The 20,568-nt window shown below is 73.6% G+C and carries 20 protein-coding genes; 14 read left to right on the forward strand and 6 right to left on the reverse strand.

What is annotated here, in order from left to right; translation table 11 throughout:
• Positions 1-10: 10 nt before the first annotated feature.
• From BJY16_RS22780 to BJY16_RS22800, 5 genes are all read left to right on the forward strand, one after another.
• On the forward strand, positions 11-844 hold the full coding sequence (locus BJY16_RS22780; RefSeq protein WP_185041611.1) for an alkaline phosphatase family protein: 834 nt from the start codon (positions 11-13) through the stop codon (positions 842-844).
• A gap of 4 nt (positions 845-848) precedes the next feature.
• Positions 849-2,081, forward strand: a complete 1,233-nt coding sequence (locus BJY16_RS22785; protein WP_185041612.1) for an MFS transporter — start codon at positions 849-851, stop codon at positions 2,079-2,081.
• Entirely contained in the window at positions 2,074-3,066 is a 993-nt protein-coding gene (locus BJY16_RS22790) for a TolB-like translocation protein (protein ID WP_239176747.1), read from the forward strand. The genes BJY16_RS22785 and BJY16_RS22790 overlap by 8 nt, the downstream gene beginning before the upstream one ends.
• Before the next feature lie 35 nt (positions 3,067-3,101).
• On the forward strand, positions 3,102-3,458 hold the full coding sequence (locus BJY16_RS22795) for a PRC-barrel domain-containing protein (RefSeq protein WP_185041613.1): 357 nt from the start codon (positions 3,102-3,104) through the stop codon (positions 3,456-3,458).
• A 69-nt stretch (positions 3,459-3,527) separates the two neighbouring features.
• Positions 3,528-3,857 carry a DUF6401 family natural product biosynthesis protein gene (locus BJY16_RS22800; protein WP_221502022.1) on the forward strand — a complete coding sequence of 110 codons (330 nt, stop codon included), beginning with the start codon at positions 3,528-3,530 and terminating at the stop codon, positions 3,855-3,857.
• Between the two features lie 30 nt (positions 3,858-3,887).
• Here BJY16_RS22800 and BJY16_RS48505 read toward each other — a convergent pair whose 3' ends face one another.
• The gene (locus BJY16_RS48505) at positions 3,888-4,775 is read right to left on the reverse strand and encodes a DUF2382 domain-containing protein (RefSeq protein ID WP_185041614.1); all 888 of its coding nucleotides are present in this window, start codon (positions 4,773-4,775) and stop codon (positions 3,888-3,890) included.
• 126 nt (positions 4,776-4,901) lie between these two features.
• Positions 4,902-5,441, reverse strand: a complete 540-nt coding sequence (locus BJY16_RS22810; RefSeq protein WP_185041615.1) for a TetR/AcrR family transcriptional regulator — start codon at positions 5,439-5,441, stop codon at positions 4,902-4,904.
• Between the two features lie 36 nt (positions 5,442-5,477).
• Between BJY16_RS22810 and BJY16_RS22815 the strand changes: the two genes are divergently transcribed.
• On the forward strand, positions 5,478-6,356 hold the full coding sequence (locus BJY16_RS22815) for an SDR family oxidoreductase (protein ID WP_185041616.1): 879 nt from the start codon (positions 5,478-5,480) through the stop codon (positions 6,354-6,356).
• Positions 6,357-6,563: 207 nt separating this feature from the next.
• On the opposite strand, the gene BJY16_RS22820 is transcribed toward BJY16_RS22815, so the two are convergent.
• The 4 genes from BJY16_RS22820 to BJY16_RS22835 form a co-directional block, all read right to left on the reverse strand.
• Positions 6,564-7,472, reverse strand: a complete 909-nt coding sequence (locus tag BJY16_RS22820) for a 5'-3' exonuclease (RefSeq protein WP_185041617.1) — start codon at positions 7,470-7,472, stop codon at positions 6,564-6,566.
• 33 nt (positions 7,473-7,505) lie between these two features.
• Entirely contained in the window at positions 7,506-8,471 is a 966-nt protein-coding gene (locus tag BJY16_RS22825) for an aldo/keto reductase (protein ID WP_185041618.1), read from the reverse strand.
• Between the two features lie 69 nt (positions 8,472-8,540).
• On the reverse strand, positions 8,541-10,871 hold the full coding sequence (locus BJY16_RS22830) for an ABC transporter permease (RefSeq protein WP_185041619.1): 2,331 nt from the start codon (positions 10,869-10,871) through the stop codon (positions 8,541-8,543).
• Positions 10,868-11,557 carry an ABC transporter ATP-binding protein gene (locus tag BJY16_RS22835; protein ID WP_185041620.1) on the reverse strand — a complete coding sequence of 230 codons (690 nt, stop codon included), beginning with the start codon at positions 11,555-11,557 and terminating at the stop codon, positions 10,868-10,870. The genes BJY16_RS22830 and BJY16_RS22835 overlap by 4 nt, the downstream gene beginning before the upstream one ends.
• A 263-nt stretch (positions 11,558-11,820) precedes the next feature.
• On the opposite strand from BJY16_RS22835, the gene BJY16_RS22840 reads away from it, so the two are divergent.
• From BJY16_RS22840 to BJY16_RS22875, 8 genes are all read left to right on the forward strand, one after another.
• Positions 11,821-12,537, forward strand: a complete 717-nt coding sequence (locus tag BJY16_RS22840; RefSeq protein WP_239176757.1) for a sensor histidine kinase — start codon at positions 11,821-11,823, stop codon at positions 12,535-12,537.
• On the forward strand, positions 12,534-13,241 hold the full coding sequence (locus BJY16_RS22845; protein ID WP_185041621.1) for a response regulator: 708 nt from the start codon (positions 12,534-12,536) through the stop codon (positions 13,239-13,241). Before BJY16_RS22840 ends, BJY16_RS22845 begins: the two co-directional genes overlap by 4 nt.
• A gap of 36 nt (positions 13,242-13,277) precedes the next feature.
• The gene (locus tag BJY16_RS48510; protein WP_185046998.1) at positions 13,278-16,187 is read left to right on the forward strand and encodes an amino acid adenylation domain-containing protein; all 2,910 of its coding nucleotides are present in this window, start codon (positions 13,278-13,280) and stop codon (positions 16,185-16,187) included.
• Positions 16,188-16,553: 366 nt separating this feature from the next.
• Positions 16,554-17,693, forward strand: coding sequence for an acyl-CoA dehydrogenase family protein (locus BJY16_RS22855; RefSeq protein WP_185041622.1), 1,140 nt, complete (start codon positions 16,554-16,556; stop codon positions 17,691-17,693).
• Between the two features lie 35 nt (positions 17,694-17,728).
• Positions 17,729-18,190 carry an Lrp/AsnC family transcriptional regulator gene (locus BJY16_RS22860; RefSeq protein WP_185041623.1) on the forward strand — a complete coding sequence of 154 codons (462 nt, stop codon included), beginning with the start codon at positions 17,729-17,731 and terminating at the stop codon, positions 18,188-18,190.
• A 191-nt stretch (positions 18,191-18,381) separates the two neighbouring features.
• Positions 18,382-18,948: a maleylpyruvate isomerase N-terminal domain-containing protein gene (locus tag BJY16_RS22865; RefSeq protein ID WP_185041624.1), complete on the forward strand. Its 567-nt coding sequence runs from the start codon at positions 18,382-18,384 to the stop codon at positions 18,946-18,948.
• Between the two features lie 64 nt (positions 18,949-19,012).
• Positions 19,013-19,798 (forward strand): alpha/beta hydrolase, encoded by a 786-nt coding sequence (locus BJY16_RS22870; protein WP_185041625.1) that lies wholly within the window; start codon positions 19,013-19,015, stop codon positions 19,796-19,798.
• Between the two features lie 278 nt (positions 19,799-20,076).
• Complete coding sequence (locus BJY16_RS22875; protein WP_185041626.1) at positions 20,077-20,502, forward strand: DinB family protein; 426 nt, start codon at positions 20,077-20,079, stop codon at positions 20,500-20,502.
• Positions 20,503-20,568: the final 66 nt, after the last annotated feature.

The following is a 20,568-nucleotide window of genomic DNA, read 5'->3' on the forward strand; positions in this document are numbered from 1 at the left end:
GGATGCGGGCATGTCCCTTCGGCGTATCGGGATCGCTCTGGCGTCCCTCGCTCTCCTCGGCGTCGCCACGCCGCCACCGGCCCAGGCGGCCGCCGCGGTGCCGGCCTTCGACCACATCGTCCTGGTGATGTTCGAGAACAAGAGCGCCTGGCAGCTCACCTCCTCGTCCTCGCCCTACTTCACCTCGCTGGCCGGACAGGGCGCCAAGTTCACCCAGTCCTACGCGATCACCCACCCCAGCCAGCCGAACTACATCGCGCTGTTCTCCGGCGGCACCCAGGGCGTCACCAACGACGACTGCCCGAAGAACTTCACCGGCGACAACCTGGGCAACCAGCTGATCTCGTCCGGGTTGTCGTTCAAGGGCTACTCCGAGGCGATGCCCTCGGACGGCTACACCGGCTGCTCCAGCGGCACCTACCGGCGCAAGCACAACAGCTGGGTCGACTTCAGCAACGTGCCGGCCAGCAGCAACGTGACCTTCGCCAGCTTCCCGAGCGACTACAGCAAGCTGCCCACCGTCTCGTTCGTCAGCCCGGACATGTGCAACGACATGCACGACTGCTCGATCGGGACCGGCGACGCCTGGCTCAAGAACAAGCTCGACGGGTATGCCCAGTGGGCCAAGACGCACAACAGCCTGCTGATCGTCACCTTCGACGAGGACAACTACCTGGCGCTGAACCGGGTGTACACGTTCTTCGTCGGGGCGCACGTCAAGCCCGGCTCGTACTCCTCGAAGATCACCCACTACACCGTGCTGCGCACCATCGAGACGGCGTACGGCCTGCCCGCCCTGGGCGGCGCCGCGAACGTCTCGCCGATCACCGACGTCTGGCAGTAACCGCATGTACCTGGCCTCGGTGGAGAAGCCGGCCGCCGGCCGGACCGACCGCACCAAGCGCGTCGCCGGCACGGTCCTCGCCCTCGGCACGGTCAGCCTGATCACCGACGTGTCCAGCGAGATGGTCTCGGCGATCCTGCCGCTGTACCTGGTCGCCGGCCTGGGGCTCAGCCCCGCCGTCTACGGGCTGATCGACGGCCTCTACACCGGGGCCACCGCCCTGCTGCGCCTGGCCGGCGGCTATGTCGCCGACCGGGCGCGGCGTCGCAAGGCGGTCGCCGCAGTGGGGTACGGACTCTCCGCGTCGATGAAATTCGGCCTGCTCGCGGCCGGTACCTCGGTGCCCTGGCTGAGCGCCGCGATCGTCGCCGACCGGGCCGGCAAGGGGCTGCGCACCGCGCCCCGGGACGCGCTGATCACCCTGTCCACGCCCGCCGGTCAGCTGGGCCGCGCGTTCGGCGTGCACCGCGCGATGGACACCGCGGGCGCCTTCGCCGGACCGCTCGTGGCGCTCGCCGTGCTCGCCGCCTCCGGCCAGGCCTACGACTCGGTCTTCGTGGTCAGCGGCTGCATCGCGGTGATCGGCGTGCTGGTGCTCGTCCTGTTCGTCGGTGACCACCGCGGTCCGCGCCCGCCCGCGGCCGCGGTCAGCCTGACCGCGGCGGCCGCCCTGCTGCGCCGCCGGCCGATCCGGATGCTGCTGCTCGGTGCGGTGCTGCTGGGCCTGAGCACGATCGGTGACGGCTTCGTCTTCCTGCTCCTGCAACGCCAGGAGAACCTCGCCTCCGGCTGGTTCCCGCTGCTCGCGGTCGGCACCAGCCTGACCTACCTCGCCCTGGCCGTGCCGTTCGGCACCCTGGCCGACCGGATCGGCCGCGCCCCGGTGGTCCTCGGCGGCTACGCCGCCCTGCTGATCGTCTATCTCCTGCTCGGGTCCGGGTGGGGCGGTCCGGTCACGGTCGTCGTCGTTCTCGTCCTGTACGGCGGGTACTACGCGGCGACGGACGGCGTGCTGATGGCGCTCGCCGGTCCGTTGCTCCCCGCCGAGCTGCGCACCACCGGGCTGGGCTTGATCCAGACCGGTCAGGCGCTCGCCTACCTGGTGTCGTCGGTGCTGTTCGGGCTGGCCTGGCAGCGCTGGGACGCTGCCGGGGCGATCCACGCGGCGACCGCGTTCGGGTTCGTCACCCTGTCGATCTCGGCGATCCTGCTGTTGCGGCGGCCCGCCGATGCCTGAGCGGATGTCGCTGACCGGGCGGATCCTGCTGCTCGGCCTGGTCGTGGTGGTCGTGCTGGGCGGCGCCCTCGGCTACGTGATGAACCACGCGAACCGCCCGGGTCTCGCCGCGACGTCGGCGGTGGACGCGAGCCCGGGGGACCGGGTGCTGTTCCGGAACACGGCGGCGTCCGGGTACGGGCACGTCGCGAGCGTGGCCCGGGGCGGTGAGGCGGGCGTACGGCAAGTGTCCGATCTTGCTTGTGATCGTCTGTACGCGGCCGCCGGGCGCGGGGTCTGCCTGCGGCCGGACGGGTCGCTGGCCACCTATCAACTGGCGGTCCTCGACTCCTCGGTGCGGGTGCGGGACACCTATCCGGTGGTCGGGGTGCCGAACCGGGCCCGGGTCTCGCCGAGCGGCAACGTGGTCGCCTGGACGGTCTTCGTGACCGGGGACTCCTACAACGGCGGGAGGTTCTCCACCCGGGCCGGCATGATCAATCTGGCTACCGGCGAGACGGTGGACTCGCTGGAGCTGCTGTCGATCACCCGGGAGGGGCAGCCCTACCACGCGGTGGACGTCAACTTCTGGGGTGTGACGTTCGCCGACGACCAGCACTTCTACGCGACCATGTCGACGGCCGGCCGGCGCTACCTGGTGGCCGGGGACGTGGCCGCGCGGTCGGTGCGGACCCTCGCCGCGAACGTGGAGTGCCCGTCGCTGTCGCCGGATCGGACCCGGATCGCGTTCAAGGAGGCGATCGGCGGGGATCCGGCCAAGGGGTGGCGGCTGACCGTGCTCGATCTGGCCTCGATGCGGCGGACCGCGCTGGCCGAGACGCGCAGCGTCGACGATCAGGCCGCCTGGTACGACGCGGGCACCGTGATGTACGGCATCCGCCGGGGCACCCGGCAATCGGACGTGTGGGCGGTGCCGGCCGACGGTGGCGGCGCGCCCCGGCTGCTGATCCCGGACGCGGAGTCGCCGGCCGCGCTGTGGAACTGAGTTTTGACCCGTCCCGCGCCGGGCACTGCTGCGGCATGTTTCCCGCGGAGAACCTGCGTGACTGGCGTGGCCAGAAAGTCATCGACCCGGACGGCGACAAGATCGGCGAGCTGGAGGCGGTCTACGTCGACACGGCCACCGACGAGCCGTCCTTCGTCACCGTGCGGGTCGGCTTCATCGGCCGGCACCGGCTGGTCTTCGCGCCGCTGACCGGCGCCACGGTGAAGCCCGACGCGCTCCGCGTCCAGTACGCCAAGCAGCAGGTCGGCGACGCTCCGGCGATCGACGTCGACGGGGAGCTGGCGGCGGTGGACGAGCCGCGGATCTTCGCGCACTACGGGCTGCCCTATGTCCCGGGCGCCGGTGGCGAGCGCCGTCTCGCCCGCCGCTGACCTTTTTCTGCGGGAGTAGGCCGTCCGGACGGTTGTGGCGCCTTCCGGCGCTTTGTACGGTTGGCCGCCATGGAGCTCGATCAACGCGACCAGACCGCCCTCGCCGCGGGCGCCCGGCTGGCCCTCGACCGGTGGTCCCGCCGTCTCGGCTCGCCGGCCGCGGAGCCCGGCCTGCTGGCGTTGCTGGACCAGCACACCGCGCGGATCCGCGAGGCGCTCGGCGGGCGGGTGGACGCGGTGAACCTGGCGGCGTACGCGGACGGGGTCGCCGACACGGCGGCCGCGCGCGGCTGGCCGGTGCCCGACGACGGCGGCCTCGACTGGCGGCAGGCGCCCTGGCCGGCCGTGCACCTGCTCGCGGTGTGCCGGCTCGCCACGGAGACGGCCCCGCCCGGATGACCGGACGGGGCCGTGCTGTCGTCGCGCCGCTCAGCCGAGCCGGCGGCGGCCCTCCTCGCCGGGCAGGTCGGCCTCGATCCGCTCCTTGCGGACCTCGCCGCCCACGGTCTGCTCCTCGGTGACCGTCTCCTTGCCGAGGCGCACCCGCTCCACCGGAACGGTCTCGGTGTTCACCACCGGGCGCTCCTCGTGCAGGGTCACCTCGTGCTCGGACTCGGTCAGGTCCGGGCCGCGGAAGGCGCTGTCCCGGTTCGCGTCGGTCACCGGCTCACGCTCCAGCCGGACCTCCTCCCGGGTGACCGGCACACTCACCTGCTCCTGCTCGGTGACCACGTACTTGCGCAGCCGGGCCCGGCCGGTCCGCTCCCGCTCGGTGCCGACGTCCAGCCGCTCCTCGGAGCGGGTCATCGCGTCGTCGCCGGTCCGGTAGTGGCCGTCGCCCTGACCGGCGCCCCGCTCGTAGTCGGTGGGGCGGGGGTCGCTGTCCCGCGCGAAGTCGGCGTCCCGGCGGTGGTCGACGTCCCGGGCGAAGCCGGACTCGCCGCCCGCGTAGTTCTGGCCGGTTGCGGTCGCGCCGGCCTGGTAGGACCGGTAGCTGTCGTGGTGGCTCAGGCCGTAGTAGGCGTAGAGCTGGTCCACCTCGTCCTGGGTGAGCGGCTCGTCGTGGTCGGCGTCCACGTTCGGCGCCTCCTTGACCTTCGCCTTGTCGAACGGCACCACCAGGCGGTCGCCCTGCAGATCGGCGTCCTGCAGCGGGATCAGCGACTCGTGCAGCCCGAACAGGCCGGTGCGCACGCTGATCCAGGTGGGCAGGCCGGCCGCGTCGGTCCACACCTGGCCGGCCGAACCGATCTTGTCGCCGTCCCGGTCGTAGACGGTGGTGCCCTGCAGCGTGCTGATGTTCTCCTGCGTGATCACGGGGGGTCTCCCATCACTCGGGGTTCTCTACGTCTTGCACACCTTTTGCGATGATGTGTGGGGTTTTGAGCACCCGAGTTAGTTGTGCCCACCGCCGCGCGGATCTAACAAAATCGGTCGACTCATTCATGCGCCGGGGTAGCCGGCCAGCAGTCGGCGCAGCTGGGAGCGGACCGCGTCGGCGGGGGAGCCGTCCCCGGTCATGCCCCAGGTGATCAGCGCGCCGTTGTAGGCCGCGTGCACCGCCCGGGGCAGCTCCGGATCGGTGCTGCCGAGCACGCCGGCGATCGCCCGCTCGACCGCCCCCGCGTAACCCCGGGTCACCTCGCAAAAATCCGGGTCGGCGACGTCGAGCAGCAGGAACTGCAGGTGGTTGGCGAACTCGGCCGGACCGGAGATGCCCCCGGCCAGCGCGGCGAACAACTCGATCAGCGCCGCGGCGTCGGGCGCCGCGGCCAGCCGGGCCGGCAGCGTCTCCGACTCGCGCCGGGCCAGCGCCAGCAGCAGCTCCCGCTTCGAGCCGAACCGCTGGGACAGCGCGCCCGCGGTGACGCCGGCGCGCCCGCCGATCTGGGCCAGGGTGACCGCGGCCGGGCCGGACTCGGCGACGGCGGCCGCGGCGGCGTCGAGGATCGCGTGGTCGGAGACGGTACGGGGACGGGCCATGTTCCCCATATTACTAAATGATGGTTCACTAACTCCATGCAGACTCTTCACGGACGCGTCGCGCTGGTGGCCGGCGGCACCCGGGGCGCCGGGCGCGGGATAGCCGTCGAACTGGGAGCGGCGGGAGCAACCGTCTACGTCAGCGGGCGCAGCACCCGGGAACAGCGGTCGGACATGGACCGGCCGGAAACCATCGAAGAAACCGCGGAGCTGGTCACCGCGGCCGGCGGCGACGGCATCCCGGTGCGCTGCGACCACGGCGACCCGGGCCAGGTGCGGGACCTGGCCGAGCGGATCACCGCGACGCACGGCCGGCTGGACATCCTGGTCAACGACGTGTGGGGCGGCGACCCGCTGAGCGAGTGGGGCACGCCGTTCTGGGAGATGGACCTGGACAAGGCTCGGGCCATGTGGGAGCGGGCGGTCTTCACCCACCTGGTGACCAGCCGGCACACCGTGCCGTTGATGCTCCGCACGCCGGGCGGCCTGATCGTCGAGATCAGCGACGGGCTCGGCCGCGAGTATCGGGGCAATTTACCGTACGACCTGGTCAAGACCGCCGTGAACCGGCTCGCCCTGGCCCAGGCCGAGGAACTGCGGGAGCACGGCATCACCGCGGTCGGGGTGACACCCGGCTTCCTGCGCAGCGAGGCGATGCTCGACCACTTCGGGGTGACCGAGGCGAACTGGCGCGACGGCGGCCGGACGGACCCGCACTTCCTGGCCTCCGAGACGCCGCACTACGTGGGTCGGGCGGTCGCCGCACTGGCCGCGGACCCGGCGGTGTCGAAGCGGTCCGGCCAGGTCCTCACCTCGTGGGACCTGGCCGAGGAGTACGGCTTCACCGACGTCGACGGCCGTCGCCCGCACTGGGACCGCCACATGCGCGGGGAGCCGGAGCTACCCGCCCGCTGACCAGCACAGGCGCTGCCGGAGGCGGCATCGACAGCCTCCGGCCCGCCTGTCCGCCGGCCCACCGCGCAGTCCCCGCCCGCCCTGGGGGGCCTGCCCAGTGCCAGCATGACGGTTATTCGCGATCTTGGTTCGCCGGACTGTGGACGACGTGCTGATGTGGACAACCGGCACTCGCCGCCCCGAGCGGCCGGCAGAGCCCGGACTCCGTCAGCCGGCCAGGGCGTCCACCAGGCGGCGGGCGGAGCCGGCCAGGTTCCACCGCTCGGCCAGGGCCAGCAGCGCGTCCGGGTCGCGGGGCTCGCGGGGCAGCGCCGGGTCGAAGTCGGGCAGCTTGACGTCGAGAGCGACCCGGCAGACCGGCAGCGCCCTCGCCAGGTAGTCCCGGGAGGCGTCCAGCTTGGTCCGGACACCCGGGGCGAAGCCGGACGCCGGGTCGTCGAGCGCCGCCATGATCTCGGCGATCCCGCCGTAGCGCTCGATCAGGCGGGCCGCCGTCTTCTCCCCGACGCCCGCGACGCCGGGCAGGCCGTCGCTGGGGTCGCCGCGCATCGCCGCGAAATCCGCGTACCACCGCGCGGCCACCCCGTATTTCGCCTGGACCAGGGCCTCGTCGGCGTCCTCGAGCTTGGCCACGCCCCGGCCGCAGTAGAGCAACCGGGTGCCGCGGGCGTCGTCGACCAGCTGGAACAGGTCACGGTCGCCGGAGACCACCTCGACCGGGGCGGCCTGGGTGGCGGCCAGGGTGCCGAGCACGTCGTCCGCCTCGTAACCCGGCACGCCGAAGGCCGGGATGCCGACCGCGGCGAGCACCTCGAGCAGCACCGGCACCTGGCGCTCCAGCGACGCCGGCACCTCCTCGACGTCACCGTGGGCGACCCGATGCTTCTTGTACGACGGGAGCAGCTCGACCCGCCACGCCGGGCGCCAGTCGGCGTCGAGCGCGCAGACCAGGCGGTCGGGGCGCCTGGTCCGGACCAGCTGGGCGATCATGTCGAGGAAGCCGCGGATCGCGTTGACCGGCTCCCCGGCCTCGGTCCGGGCCGCTTTCTCCGGGATGCCGTGGAACGCGCGGAAATACAGGCTCGGGGCGTCGACGGCCAGCAGTGGTCGAGTCACCCGCTAACCCTGCCACACGGGTCCGACAAAACCTCAGTGACCGATCACCGCGTGCGGCCGGTAGGGCGCCTCCAGGCGGGCGATCTCCTCCTCGGTCAGTTTCAGGCCGACCGCGGCCACCGCGTCGTCGATGTGTCGCTCCTTCGACGCGCCGATGATCGGGGCGGTCACCGCCGGCTTGGCCAGCAGCCAGGCCAGCGCCACCTGGGCGGCCGGCACCCCGCGGGCCGCGGCCACCTCGGCCACCGCGTCGGCGACCAGGAAGTCCTCCTCCTGGGAGAGCCGCGCCACCAGCGGATCGGTCTGCGCCCGGCGGCTCTCGGCGGTCCGGCCACGGGCCAGCACGCCCTTGGCCAGCGGGCTCCACGGGATCACCCCGACCCCGGAGTCCAGGCAGAACGGCAGCATCTCCCGCTCGTCCTCCCGGTACGCCAGGTTGTACTGCGGCTGCATCGACACGAACCTGGTCCAGCCGTGCCGCTCGGCCACGTGCTGCGCCTTGGCGAGCTGCCACGCGTACATGCTGGAGGCCCCGATGTAGCGCGCCTTGCCCGCCCGGACCACGTCGTGCAGCGCCTCCATGGTCTCCTCGATCGGCGTGCTCCGGTCCCAGCGGTGGATCTGGTAGAGGTCGACGTGGTCGGTGCCGAGCCGGCGCAGCGAGGCGTCGATCGCCGCCATGATGTGCTTGCGGGACAGGCCCCGGTCGTTCGGCCCCGGGCCGGTCGGGAAGAAGACCTTGGTGGCCAGCACGTAGTCGTCGCGGCTGGCGAAGATCGAGCGCAGCAGCCGCCCGGTGATCTCCTCGCTGACCCCGTCGGAATACATGTCCGCGGTGTCGAAGAAGGTGATGCCGAGCTCCGCCGCCCGCCGCACGATCGGCCCGGCCGCCTCCTCGTCGAGCACCCAGTCCCGCCAGCCGGCCGAACCGTACGTCATCATGCCGAGGCAGATCCGGGACACCTGGAGTCCCGTCCCGCCGAGTCGGGTGTAGTCCATGATCCGCACCCTATTCGTCCGGCGTGGGGACCGTCTGCCCGGTTTTCGCCGGGCAGACGGTGCCCTGCGTCACTCGCTGTGCAGCACCTGGGCGATCGTCAGCCGGGCCGCGGCGCGGGCCGGGAGCAGCGCGCCCGCCACCGCGATCAGCACCCCGGTCAGGACCAGCACGATGACCAGGCCCGGGCTCCAGACCGCCGCCACCGACATCGGCAGGTGTGCCTGTGCCGCGCTGGACACCATGGTCAGCACCAGCCGGTGCGCCACCATCCCGAGCGGCAGGCCGAGCAGGCCGCCGATCGCCCCGAGCGCCGCCATCGAGGTGACCATCATGGCCACCACCTGCCGCGGGGTCATCCCGATCGACTTGAGCATGCCCAGGTCGCGCCGGCGCTCCAGGGCATTGAGCGCGACCGTGTTGAGCACGCCGAGGGCCGCGACCAGGGCGAGCAGCACGCCCAGCACGGTGGAGAAGCCGGTCACGATCACCGCGAAGTCGTCGGTGCCGACGTTGTTCCACACGTCCAGGCCGATGTCCGCCGCGCCCACCGCGGCGACGAAGCCGTCCAGGTCGGTGCCCGGGGTGACCTGCACCTGGTAGAGGAAGTCGCTCGGCTCGAGGCGCACGCCGGGGACCGCGCCGGCCAGCGCCGTCCACTCGGCGAACAGGGCCGGCGGCCCGGACGGCCCGCGCACCGTCTCCCCGACGATCCGGAACGTGGTGCGCCGGCCGCCGGACTCGACGGTGATCGGATCACCCACCGTCAGCCCCCGCTGGAGCAGCAGTTTCGACGGGGCGACCACCTCGTCCGGCGCCGACATCCAGCGACCCTCGAGAAGCTGGGCCCGGTAGCCCAGGTCGGCCACGTCGCCGCGGCCGAAGTAGACCGGGAGCGGATTGCTGCTGCCCGGCACGCTCAGGTCGACGCCGGCGAACACCCCGACCCGGGCCGCGCCTGGCAGGCCGCGCAGCATCTCCTCGACCTGCGCGTCGGTGCGGCTGGTCGGGGTGCCGAAGGCCGGGCTCAGGCCGCGCACCCCGATGTCGCCGCTGACCTGGTTGTCGATCGCGGTCACCCGGTTGAGCGTGCTGCCCAGGCCGGTCGCGAAGGTCACCGTGGTCACCCCGAGCAGCAGCGCCGCCATGGTCAGCGCGGTCCGCCCGGGCCGGGCGAACGGCAGGCCCAGGCCGAGGCTGACCGCCCGCGGCAGGCGGGACGCACTCAGCGCCCGCTGGACCCGCAGGGCGCGCCCGCGCCGCTGCGCGCTGCCGGCACTGATCGCCTGCGCCGCGGAGAGCGAGTGCGCCCGGCGGGCCGGCACCAGGGCCGCGACCAGCACCAGCAGCGGCACGCCGAGCAGCGCGGCCAGCCACACCCACCAGCGGATCGAGGTGTCCCCGAACCCGAAGCCGCGGAACGCCTGCTCGATCAGGCCCTGCCCGCCCAGGGCGCCGATCGCCGCGCCGGGCACCGCGCCGGCCACCGCCGGGACCGAGGCCATCAGCAGGTAGACCGCGACGACCTGGCGCGGGGTGAAGCCGATCGCCTTGAGCACGCCGATGTGCCGGTACCCCGAGACCACCGCGCCGGAGACCACGTTGGCCACGATCAGCACCGCCACCAGCAGCCCGAACACGCCGAACGCGCCGAGCAGCGGAAGGTAGGTGCCGAGGTCCTGGGCGGCGTCCTCCTTGACCGCGAGGTACGGCTCGGCGGCGATCAGCGCGCCGCCGGGGAGCCCCGTGGTCACCCCGGCCAGGCGTGCGGTCACCGCCTCGCGGGTCGCCACGTCACCGGCGAACCGGTAGAGCATCTGCCACCCGGTCGGGCGCAGCGCCCGCACCTGCGCCGGGGTGACCCAGGCGTCCGCCGACTCGGTGATGCTGTCGGCGAACCCGACCACCCGGAACGTGACCCCGCCGGCGGTGACCGAGGTGAGCTCGGCGAGCGGGCCCATGCTGAAGTCGTCGTCCGGCGGGAAGGCCAGCACGATCTCGCCGGGGGCGGACGGCCAGCGCCCGTGCCAGACGTCGAGCCGGTCGACGGCGCCGCCCGGGTCGGCCCGGCCGACCACGGTGAGCGGGCCGGGCAGCGGGAGGAACTGCCCGTTCCGGTCCGGATCCAGCACCACCTGGCCGAACGGGCCGGCCGCGGCGGTCACCCCGGACCGGGCCGTGGCCAGCTGCGCCTCGGTCACCTGGGCCGGGTCGAAGACGGCGGCCGCGTGCGCGCCCTGCCGGGTCCCGAAGGCCCGGTCGAACGGCGCCGACGACGCGTCCAGCAGGGCCAGCGAGACCACCGTCGTGGCGCTGCAGAGCAGCACCACCAGGGCGATCAGGAAGGTCTGCAACCTGCGGCGGCGGACCGCGGCCCGGGCCGCCCGCCAGACGGCGCTCACGCCCGCTCCAGGGCGGCCTCGCGGGCGATCCGCCCGTCGCTCATCTCGATCAGGCGGCTCGCGCAGCGGTGCGCCAGCCGCTCGTCGTGCGTCACGATCAGCAGCGTCTGACCGATCTGGTTCAGATCCAGCAGCAGGTCCATCACCTGCTCACCGGCCTTGGAGTCGAGCGCGCCGGTCGGCTCGTCGGCGAGCAGCAGGGCCGGCCGGTTCATCAGCGCCCGGGCCACCGCGACCCGCTGCCGCTCGCCGCCGCTGAGCGCGGCCGGATAGACGTCGCGGCGGTCGGCGATGCCCAGCTCGTCGAGGAGTTCCAGGGCGCGCTTGCGGGCCGGGCCGGCCTTGCCACCGGTCAGCTGGGCGGCCAGCGCCACGTTGTCCAGCGCGGGGAGGTCGTCCAGCAGGTTGAAGAACTGGAAGATCATCCCGAGGTGGTGCCGGCGGAACAGGGCCAGCCCGGTCTCGGTCATCGTGTCCAGCCGCTCGCCGTGCACCCGGACCGTGCCGGCGGTCGGCCGGTCCAGCCCGGCGATCATGTTGAGCAAAGTGGACTTGCCGCACCCGGAGGGGCCCATCACCGCCACCGCCTCACCGGGGTGGATCTCCAGTGACACCCCGTCCAGGGCGACGGTCTCGCCGTACTCCTTGCGCACCCCGTCCAGGCGCACCACCGTCTCGTTCGTCATGGCCGGACCGCTCCTCTCGTCATGGCCGGAACGCTACGGAGGCCGTCCGGCATCGGCATCGGACCGGGGGTTGACATCCGGGGGACGTACCACCCGGGATGTACGCGGCCTCGGCGCCGGGGATGATGTGCCCGCGCCCCGCTTCTGCCAAGGTGTCTCCCGTGGGGACGCTGGTGCTGGCCGGAGCGCTCGCGGTGGCCGTGCTGGCCGCCGCCGGACTGGGGATCGCGCTGGTCCGCGCCCGGCGCCGGCACGAGCGGGCGATGGGCGAGCGGGGCTGGCTGCTGGAGCGGGAGCGGGAGACCGCCGCGCAGGCCGCGGTCGGTGAGGAGCGCGCCCGGATCGCCCGCGAGCTGCATGACATCGTCTCGCACAACGTGAGCGTGATGATCGTGCAGACCGCCGCCGCCCGCGAGGTGCTCACCTCGATGCCGGAGACCGCGGCGGGCGCACTGGCCGAGGTGGAGAAGGCCGGCCGGACCACGATGACCGAGCTGCGCCACCTGCTCGGCCTGCTCGCGCCGGACGCCGCCGGGACCGACGCGGACGACGATCTCACCCCGCAACCGACGCTGCGCTCCCTCGGACCGCTGGTCGACCGGATCGCCTTCGCCGGGCTGCCGGTCGAGGTGCGGGTCTCCGGTGCGGCCCGTCCGCTGCCGACCGGCGTCGACGTCACGGCTTACCGGATCGTCCAGGAGGCGCTGACCAACGCGCTGAAACACGGCGCCGGCGGCAAGGCGGAGGTGACCATCCGCTACGCCGAGCGGGCCCTGCGGGTCGAGGTGCTGACCACCGGGCCCAGCGTGCTCACCGGGGATGCCGTGCCGCGAGGCGGCGGCGCCGAGGACTCCGGCGCCGGTCGCGGTCTGCTCGGCTTGCGGCAGCGAGTTGCGGTGTACGGCGGGGAGCTGGACGCGCGGCGCCGGCTCGGTGGCGGGTTCCGGGTGCGGGCGAGGATTCCGGTGTACGGGGCATGACGGCGTACCGAAAGGATCCGGAGATCTCCGGGAGCGCGCCGCCTCCGGTGGGCGAGCCCGCGCCGCGCGTGCTCGTCGTCGACGACCAGGAGCTGATCCGGGCCGGGTTCCGACTGATCCTGACCGCGCGGGGGATCGACGTGGTGGGTGAGGCCGGCGACGGCGCCGAGGCGGTCGAGGCGGAGCGGCGGCTGCGGCCGGACGTGGTGCTGATGGACATCCGGATGCCGGTGCTGGACGGGCTGGAGGCGACCCGGCGGATCCTGGCCCGCAGCCCGCACTGCCGGGTGCTCATGCTGACCACCTTCGACCTGGACCGGTACGTCTACGCCGCGCTCGCCATCGGGGCCAGCGGCTTCCTGCTCAAGGACGTCACCGCCGACCACCTCGCCGCGGCGGTCCGCCTGGTCGGGACGGGCGACGCGCTGCTCGCGCCGTCGATCACCCGGCGGCTGGTGCAGCGGTTCGCCGGCGCCCAGCCGGCCGTGCACCGCGACCTGTCGCCGCTGACCCCGCGCGAGATGGAGGTGCTCGCCCTGCTCGGGCGCGGCCTGTCGAACGCGGAACTGGCCGCGGAGCTGACCCTCAGCGAGGCGACGGTGAAGACGCACGTCGCCCGGATCTTCGCCAAGCTGGAGCTGCGGGACCGGGCGCAGGCGGTGGTCCTGGCGTACGAGACCGGGCTGGTCACGCCGGGGTCGTGAGAAAAAGTGTCGGACCGCTGGTCTAGCTTTCCGGCCATGGTTCTCGGGTGGGAAGTCTTCGACGAGCGGGTCCGCGACGGCGACGTCAGCGGGGCGGCCCGGCTGCTGCGCGAGGCGACCGAGGCCGAGCGGCTGGCGTTCGGACGCGAGGTCAAGGCGCACTTCGCGGGCATCACGGCACCGGTCTGGTGGCGGGGCCGGATCGACCCGAGCGGGTCCTGGGGACTGGCCGTGCTCGGCTCGATGCCGTCCGCCGCGGCGACCATGACGCTGCTCCGGCGTCCGGACATGCGGGAGAAATGGGGCCGCATCCCGGTCGCCGAGGCGGTCGCGGTGCTCCGCGCCCGCCGGCTGCCCTGGCTCGCCGACCTGACCGGGCGGATGGCCGCCCGGCTGGACCGGGGAAATCCGTGGCCGCACGGCTGGGCGCTGGTCGCCGCGCTCTGCGCCGAGGCGGGCACCGTGCCGCCGGTCACCGAGGACGTCACCCGCAGCTGGATCGCCGAGCTGCAGTGGACCGGGCCGGGCGCCGGTCCCGGGACCTTTCTCGACCGGCTCCGCGCCAGCCCCCACCTCGACCTGCTGCTGCCGTCCGTTTTCGAGCTGGACGGCAACGTGGTCGGCTCGGTGATCGACGACGCGACCTTTCCCGCGGCGTTGGTGGCGCTGATCACCGAGGGGCGGCTGGACCGCACGACGATCCTGGCCGCGACCGTCGACCGCCTGTCCCGGCCCGGCAGCTCAGCGGCGCTGCGGCCGTTCCGGCTGCTGCACGACGCCCTCGCGCCGACCGGGGCGGAGGCCGCCGAGCAGGCGGCGGCGTATGCGCGGATGCTGGCCTGGTCCGCGTCCGGCCCCGCCGGGATGGCCCAGCGGGCGTTGCGGGTCGCCGACGAGGCCGGTTCGCTCGATCTCGAGGTGGTGCTGGAGGTCAGCGCCCCGGCGCTGATCCGCAAGGAGAAAGCCCTGGTCAAGGCGCAACTGGGCTGGCTCGATCAGGTGGCCCGCCGCCGGCCGGACCGGGCCGGCGAGATCGCGGAGGTGGTCGCGGTCGCGTTCGAGCACCCGGCCCTCGACGTTCAGGACCGGGCGTTGCGGCTGGTGGACCGCGAGCTGCCGGGGCTCGACCCGGACGTGCGGGCCCGCCTGGCCGCGGCCGCCACCGCCCTGGAGGGTGACCTGGCCGCTCGTGCGGCAGCGATCTTCCGCATCGCGGACTCCCCGGCGGCCGTTCCCGACGTTCCCGCTGCTTCACCACCGGTCCTGGGTGCGGCGCCGATGCCGCCGCCGGTTCCGGGAGCGGCGCTGATGCCGCCGCCGGTTCCGAGTGCGGCGTTTTTGCCGCCGCCGGTCGGTGGTCCGGCCGAGCTGGCCGAGGAGATCGCCACGCTGCTGGCGGGCGGGGAGACCCCGGTTCGCTGGGAGCGGGTGCTGGCCGGGCTGGTCGCGCTGCGACCCGGCGACGACACCGCGCCGCTGCGGCATCTGCTGGAGCGCTATCACCCCGGTCACGAGCTGCCGTTCCCGCGGTCGCCGCACTTCACCTACTTCCTGCCGCTGGTCCAGCGCGCCGTCGACCCGTCCGTGGCGACCCCGCCGTTGCTGTCCGACCCGGTTCCGTCCGGCGCACCGGACCGCTTGCTCGCCCTGCGGATCGTCGAGATCTACACCGGCCTGGGGCCCTCCGCGGTCCGGGCGGCGTCGCTGGTGGCGACGCCGACCCGGACCGACGGCAGCCTCGACGCCGAGGAGCTGGTCGCGCGGCTGCGGCAGGCCGCCGAGGAAGGCTGGGAGCCCTGGCCGATAGACCTCGAGCAGGCTTTCCTCAGGCTGCCGCGGGACACCGCGCCGGAGGTGGCGGACGATCTCGGCTCGGGGCCCGGGCAGCGGCTGCGGGCCTGGCTGGCCGGTGGTCGCCTGGCGGACCCGGTGAGCACCCGCGTCGAGCAGCGTCAGGGCAGCTCGGGTCCGGTCGCCCGGCTGGTCGTCGACCTCGCGCCGCCCGGGCCCGCCGATCTCGCCCCGCCTGGGCCCGTCGATCTCGCGTCGCCTGGGCCCGTCGATCTCGCGCTGCCCGGGTGGGCCGGCGGCGCCGAGCAGGGGGTCGCCCGGCAGTGGTGGACGCTCAACTGGTACCGGGACGTTCGGTGGGACCGGGGGCGGTGGATTCCGCAGCCTCCGCTGCTGACCGCCACGTTGCCGCACCATCCGGAGGTGAACGCGGCCTGGGCGATGGCCGGCTTCGCCGCCGCGGCCGTCGACGATCAGCGTGGCTACGGTGACCTGCTGCCGTTGCTGGCCGAGAGCGACGGTCCGTTCGGGCCGGCGATGGCGTTGGCCGTCGCCTACGGCCTGGCGGCGCGGTATCCGGAGGACCGGGTCGCCGCCACCGACGCCTTCCTGATCCTGGCCGGCCGGTCGCAACCGTTCACGCCGCCGGGCCATGCGGCTGTGGCGGCGGGCCGTGCCGGCGCTGCGGCGGGTGGTGCACAGGCGCCGCCGGGTGCACAGGCGCCGGTGGGTGCGGAGGCGCCGGTGGGTGCGGAGGCGCCGGTGGCTGCGGAGGCGTCCGCCGGTGCGGAGGCGTCGGCGGGTCGTGCAGAGGCGGCGGGTTGTGCCGGGTCGTTCGCGGCGGCGGTCGGGGGGCAGCTCGCTGACCTGGCCGGGCTCGGGCTGATCAAGCTGCCGCGCGTGGTGGCGGCTCTGCGTGACGCTCACCAGGCGGGTGCGACCGGGGCCGTCTGGGAGCTGCTCGCCGCCGTGCTCCCGGGGCTGATCCCGCAGTGTCCACGCGGTTTGCCCGAGGTTCTCGCGCTGGCCAGCCGAGTCGCGGCCGTGCTCGGCATCCGAGGGGCGATCCCCGGGCTCGCCGACCTGGCCGCGAACCGCGGTGCCACACGCCTGCTGACCGAGGCACGCCGCTTGCACACCGTGGTGACGGGCTGAGGCGGGAGCGGGGGGGCGGCGCGGGCAACGGGAGGGCTTCGGGCGTACCGAAAGAGGGTGAACCGGAAGGGGAGCGGGCCGGAAGGGGAGCGGGCCGGAAGGGGAGTGGGCCGGAAGGGGAGCGGGCCGGAAGGGGCGGGGCGGATGGGGGGCGGGGCGGATGGGGAGCGGGGCGGATGGGGAGCGGGGCGGATGGGGAGCGGGGCGGATGGGGAGCGGGGCGGAAGGGGAGCGGGCCGGATGGCGGTGGGCGGAGCAGGGGGATTTGCGCCGCCGGGGGGTCGGGGTCGGGGTGAGCGTGCCATCTCCGGGGCGAGGAGGTGGGCGGGGTGTTCGCCGGGGGTGAACGACCGTTAAGCTGGCCTGGTGACAGTGGATCGACTGCTTCCCACCCCTGAGGCACACGACCTGCTCGACCTGACGCGTGAGCTCGCCACCCGAGAGCTGGCCGGCAAGGTCGACGACTTCGAGGCGCGCGGCGAGTTCCCCCGGGAGGTGCTGCGGACGCTCGGGCGTGCCGGGCTGCTCGGCTTGCCCTATGCCGAGGCCGACGGTGGCGCCGCCCAGCCGTATGAAATCTATCTCCAAGTCCTGGAGATCCTCGCCGGAACGTGGCTCGGCATCGCCGAGGCGGTGAGCGTGCACACGCTGTCCTGCTTCCCGGTGGCCGGGTTCGGCAGCGAGCGGCAGCGCAAGGCGTTGCCCGACATGCTGGGCGGCGAGCTGCTCGGCGCCTACTGCCTGTCCGAGCCGCAGGGCGGGTCGGACGCGGCCAACCTGACCACCCGGGCCGTGCCGGACGGCGACGACTGGCTGGTCAACGGGACGAAGGCGTGGATCACCCACGGTGGCTACGCCGACTTCTACAACCTCTTCGTGCGCACCGGCGGCCCCGGGCCGAAGGGGATCTCCTGCCTGCTCGCCGACGCCGGCACGCCGGGCCTGCTGCCGCAGGCCCGGGAGCGGCTGATGGGCCTGCGCTCGTCGGCGCCGGCGCAGATCGTGCTGGAGGACGCCCGGGTGCCGCACGACCGGCTGGTCGGCCGGGAGGGCGAGGGGTTCGCCATCGCCATGCAGGCACTGGACGCCGGGCGGCTCGGCATCGCGGCGTGCGCGGTCGGGCTGGCCCAGGCCGCGACCGACTACGCGGTGGCCTATGCGAGGGAGCGGGAGCAGTTCGGTCAGCCGATCGGGCGGTTCCAGGGGGTCGGCTTCATGCTCGCCGACATGGCCACCCAGGTTTCCGCGGCCCGGGCGTTGCTGCTGGCCGCGGCCCGGTTGAAGGACGCCGGCCGGCCGTTCTCGATCGAGGCGGCGAAAGCGAAGCTGTTCGCCACCGACGTCGCCATGCGGGTCACCACCGACGCCGTGCAGGTGCTGGGCGGATATGGGTACAGCGCCGACCACCCGGTCGAGCGCTGGTTCCGCGAGGCGAAGGTGCTGCAGATCGTCGAGGGCACCAACCAGATCCAGCGGATGGTGATCGCCCGGTCGCTGACCGGCTGAGACCGGCGGTTCGCCCGGTCGTTACTCTTACCGGCGTGGAAGAGATCGACCGGGCGATCGTGTCCGCCCTGACCGTGGACGGCCGGCTGTCGTACACCGACCTGGCCGAGCGGGTGGGCCTCAGCGTCTCCGCCGTGCACCAGCGGGTGCGGCGGCTGGAGCAGCGTGGGGTGATCTCCGGGTACACGGCGAAGGTGTCCTACGAGGCGCTGGACCTGCCGTTGACCGCGTTCGTGGCGATCCGGCCGTTCGACCCGTCGCAGCCGGACGACGCGCCGGAGCGGCTGGCGCACCTGGCCGAGATCGACTCCTGCTACTCGGTGGCGGGGGAGGACTTCTACATGCTGCTGGTGCGGGTGAAGAGCCCGGCCGACCTGGAGCGGCTGCTGCAGGACATCCGGACGGCGGCGAACGTCACGACTCGGACGACGGTGGTGCTCTCCACGCCGTACGAGAATCGGCCTCCGCGGATCGCGCCGCCAGCGGCCGCTGAGTGAGGCCGCGGCCGCTGGTGATCGCGGCCGCTTGTGTTTCTGGTGCTTCTGATCCTGCGCTTTTGATCGCGTCCGCGCCGAAGCGATCCGTTCCTGATCGATGCGGCCTCCAAGAGCCGCTCCTTTAGGCTAGCCTCCTAGGATGGTCTAGACGGTGTGCGCTGGGGCGCCACGGAACTGGCAAGCTGAGAAGCATGGATGCGAGCTCCGTCGAATCAGCCCTCGACGACCTGCGCCGAGCGCTGGCCCCGCACACCGCCGCTGACTGGACGGTCCGGGCCGGTGACCTGGACTGGACTTGCCGGGACACCGCCGCGCACATCGCCCACGACCTGCTCGCCTACGCCGCCCAGCTGGCCTCCGGGGCGGACGACGGCTACCTCCCGCTCGACCTGACCGTCCGGCCGGACGCGGCACCGGCCGAGATCCTCCGGGTGATCACCGCCGCCGGGACCCTGCTCAGCACCCAGCTGCGGGCCGCGAAGCCGGACGACCGCGCCTGGCACTGGGGGCCGACCGACCCCTCCGGCTTCGCCGCGCTCGGCGTCAACGAGATCCTGCTGCACACCTACGACATCACCCGGGGCCTGCGGACCGGCTGGCTGCCGCCGGCGACCGCCTGCGCCGCGGTACTGGCCCGGCTCTTCCCGGACCACCCGGCCGGCGATCCGGTCCAGGCGCTGCTCTGGTGCACCGGCCGGATCGCCCTCCCGAAGCTTCCCCGCCGCACCTCGTGGACCCTGCGGGCCGCCGTGGAGTGATGCCCGTGTCGGGTCCGCCGGGTGCGCGTTGTCCCCACGACATCGGCGAAGGGCGGACGGACAGATGCGACGACGAACCCTGCTGGCCGCCGGAGCGGTGGTGGCCTCGGCGTCCGCGGCCGGCGCGTGGGCGTACCGGTCCGGTCAGGCGGCCGTGACGCCGCTCGGCGTGCCGTCGGTGCCGCCCGGCCCAGAGCGCTGTGAGCTGCGGTATTCCAAGGCGCGCGGCTCGACCGTCGACTTCTACACCGCGGTGCCGGCCGGGCACGGGGACGGCGCCGGGCTGCCGGTCTGCCTGGTGCTGCACGGGGGGTCGAAGCGGCCGGCCGACTTCGCCGGGCTGGGGCTGGGCCGGTTCCTGACCGACGCGGTGAACCGGGGTGCGGCGCCGTTCGTGCTGGCCGGGGCTACCGGTGACCGGCTGGCCTGGCAGCCGAGCGGGCGCGACGACCCGCAGCGGATGCTGCACGACGAGCTGCCGGCCTGGTGCGCGGCGCGCGGTTTCGACGCCGGGCGGCTGGCCGCGTGGGGCTGGTCGATGGGCGGTTACGGGGCATTGTTGCTGGCCGAGGCGTTTCCGCGGTTCGTCCGGGCGGTGGCGGCGTTCTCCCCGGCGGTGGTGCCGGGCGACGCGGTGTTCGACGGCGTCGATCGGTTGGCCGGCACGCCGGTCGGGTTGTGGTGCGGGCGGGCGGATCCGCTCGTGTCGCATGTGCGGGCCCTGCGGAGGGCGTTGCCGGGGCCGCCGGTGGCCGGGGGGTTCGGGCCGGGGAAACACAATTTCGAGTACTGGAGCACGGTCATTCCGGCGGCTTTCACGTTCGTCGCGGCGCGGCTGTCCGTCGGCTAGCTGTGCTGTCGCCGCGTGATCTCGGGCCTTCGCGCGGTGGCGGGTCCAACTCGACGGTGACGAGGGCGGGCGGGGATCGCGTCGCCGCCGGCCCGCGTCGAGCGGCTGGCCGAGCGGTGAGCCCTGCTCCTGGACGCGCCGCCGCTGCACGGCGCTCAGGCGTTGGTGCTGCCCGGGTGAGCGGCGACGGTTCGCCCGGGGCCGAACGGTGCGGGTTCTAGCTTGGCGGGGCTGATGGCGTACCGAAAGGAAACGACGCGATGCCGGAACCGGGCCGCATGATCGAGCAGGCTGTCTCTCATGCTCTGCGCCTCGCGCGGAGCTGGCCGGCGTGGGACGGGACGCCGATTCCGGTCGATGATCGGGTGTTCACGCCGCACAAGGTGGTCCGGCGGATCGCCGACCATCTGATCGACCATCTGGCCGAGGTGGAGGCGCGGCTGGCCGGGGTGCCGACGATTCCGGATCACTGGCATGCCTCGGCGAGCACCACGCCGGGCGATCTGGCGCCGTTCACCGAGGCGGACCTGGACGAGGCGCGCAGCAGGTTGACCCGGCTGGCGCAGATCTGGGTGGTGCGGCTGGACTCGCTCAGCGAGGAGCGGCTGGACCGGGAGGAGCCGGGGGCGTGGACGATCCGGCAGATCGCGGAGCATCTGTCCGACACCTACTACGCGGACGCGGTCGGTGAGCTGGGCCGGTGACCTCGCCGGCCGCTTCGGTGCGGGGAAACTGTCGCACGTGGACCGTATGGTGCCGGCAGGGGTTTC

Origin of the sequence: Actinoplanes octamycinicus (assembly GCF_014205225.1) — a bacterium.
Classification (GTDB): domain Bacteria; phylum Actinomycetota; class Actinomycetes; order Mycobacteriales; family Micromonosporaceae; genus Actinoplanes; species Actinoplanes octamycinicus.